This is a genomic window from Streptomyces sp. TRM49041 (assembly GCF_008271805.1).
Lineage (GTDB): Bacteria > Actinomycetota > Actinomycetes > Streptomycetales > Streptomycetaceae > Streptomyces.
In genome coordinates this window covers 1-2,351 of the sequence record NZ_VSRY01000096.1, presented here as the reverse complement: position 1 = coordinate 2,351, position 2,351 = coordinate 1, and the positions used below count along the sequence as shown (strand labels likewise).

1 protein-coding gene is annotated in these 2,351 nt (G+C 72.5%); it reads left to right on the top strand.

Annotation, left to right across the window (positions count from 1 at the left end; translation table 11 throughout):
• Positions 1-2,351: type I polyketide synthase (locus FVS66_RS09800; RefSeq protein ID WP_149180642.1), on the top strand; the 2,351-nt coding region annotated here is incomplete at both ends.

Below are 2,351 nucleotides of genomic sequence, written 5' to 3'. Positions count from 1 at the left end.
TGGGGTCTGCTGCGCAGTGCGCAGTCCGAGCACCCGGGCCGGTTCGTCCTGGTCGACCTCGACCTCGACCGCGACGGTGATGGTGAGGGTGAGGGCGATGGGCCGGACTGGGGTGCCCTCCTCGACACCGACGAACCGCAGCTCGCCGTCCGCGAGGGTCGCGTCCTGGCGCCCAGGCTCACCCGCGCCGGCGCAGGCGCGGCCGACCGGTCGCCGGTCCTCGATCAGGAGGGGACCGTCCTGATCACCGGTGGTACGGGTGGTCTGGGTGCGATGTTCGCCCGGCACCTGGCCGCGACCCGGGGTGTGCGCCATTTGCTGCTGCTCAGTCGGCGTGGTGCGCGGGCCGAGGGTGCCGCCGAACTCGTCGCCGAGCTGGAGGGCCTGGGCTGTGAGGCGCGGGTCGTGGCGTGTGACGTCGCGGATCGTGACGAGCTGGCCTCGGTGCTCGGCTCGGTGGAGCGTCCGGTGACCGCGGTGGTGCATGCGGCGGGTGTTCTTGACGACGGTGTGGTGGAGTCCCTGTCGCCGGAGCAGGTCGAGCGGGTCATGCGGCCCAAGGTGGACGCCGCGTGGCATCTGCACGAGCTGACCTCCGACGCCGACCTGTCCGCTTTCGTGGTGTTCTCCTCCATGGCCGCCCTGATGGGCAACCCCGGCCAGGCGAACTACGCCGCCGCGAACGCGGCCCTGGACGCACTCGCCGCCTCCCGCCGGGCCGCCGGCCTGCCGGCGACCTCCCTGGCCTGGGGCGTCTGGTCGCACGGCACGGGCATGGGGGCGCGGCTGGACGAGGCCGAGTTGGCGCGTCTGGAGCGGATGGGTATGAGTGCCCTCACCGCCGAGACCGGTCTGCCGCTGTTCGACCGCTCCCTGGACGTGGACGCGGCCGTGGTGGTCCCGGCACAGCTGGACACCGCTGCGCTGCGCGCCCAGGCGCGGGCCGGCACGCTCCCGGCGCTGCTGCGCGGACTGGTGCGGACCCCCGCCCGGTCCGAGGCGAGCGCGGGTGCGCTGGCCCAGCGGCTGGCCGGAGCGCCGGAGGCGGACCGGGAGCGGATCGTCCTCGAACTGGTCCAGGCCCAGGTGGCGTCCGTACTCGGACATGCATCGGCCGCGTCCGTCGAGGCCGAGCGGGCGTTCAAGGAGCTCGGCTTCGACTCGCTCAGCGCCGTCGAACTGCGCAACCGGCTCACCCGGGCAACCGGCGTGCGCCTGCCCGCCACGCTCGTTTTCGACCACCCGTCTCCGGGAGCGGTGGCACGCTTCCTGACGACCCAGGTGTCCACGGGTACGGGTACGGGCACGGGTGCCGAGGCTGCGAGCGGCGGCCGTGGCGTGGCGCGGACGCAGCAGGTCGACGCGGGCGAGCCGCTGGCGATCGTCGGCATGAGCTGCCGCTACCCGGGCGGGGTAACCTCGCCCGAGCAGTTGTGGGAGCTGGTGGCCTCCGGTCGGGATGCGATCGGCCCCTTCCCCACCGACCGCGGCTGGGACCTGGAGCGGCTCTACGACCCGGACCCCGACCAGATCGGGACGGTCTCCACGCGTGGCGGCGGTTTCGTCGACGGCGCCGGTCTCTTCGACGCGGACTTCTTCGGGATCAGCCCGCGTGAGGCCACCGCGATGGACCCGCAGCAGCGTCTGCTGCTGGAGGCGTCGTGGCAGGCGTTCGAGCACGCCGGGATCGCCCCGACCTCCCTCAAGGGGAGCAACACCGGTGTCTTCTGCGGTGTCAGCTCCTCCGACTACGGCGTCACCGGCTCGCAGTCCCAGGTCGAGGGCTTCCGCCTCACGGGCTCCAGCACCAGCGTGGTGTCCGGTCGTATCGCCTACATCCTCGGGCTCGAGGGCCCGGCGGTGTCGGTGGACACGGCCTGCTCCTCCTCCGCCGTCGCCCTGCACTTCGCGTCCCAGGCCCTGCGGGCGGGGGAGTGCGAGATGGCGCTCATCGGTGGTGTGACCATCATGTCCGGGCCCTTCCTGCTCACGGAGTTCAGCCGTCAGCGTGGCCTGTCTCCGGACGGGCGCTGTCGCGCCTACGCGGCGTCCGCCGATGGCACCGGGTTCTCGGACGGTGTCGGTGTGCTCGTGGTGGAGCGGCTGTCCGACGCCAAGCGCAACGGCCACAAGGTGCTGGCGGTGCTGCGCGGCAGTGCCATCAACCAGGACGGTGCCAGCAACGGCATCACCGCGCCGAATGGCCCGTCGCAGGAGCGGGTGATCCGCCAGGCATTGGCCAATGCCGGTCTCTCGCCGGCCGAGGTGGACGCGGTCGAGGGTCATGGGACGGGTACGAAGCTGGGTGATCCGATCGAGGCGCAGGCGCTTTTGGCGACGTACGGGCGTGA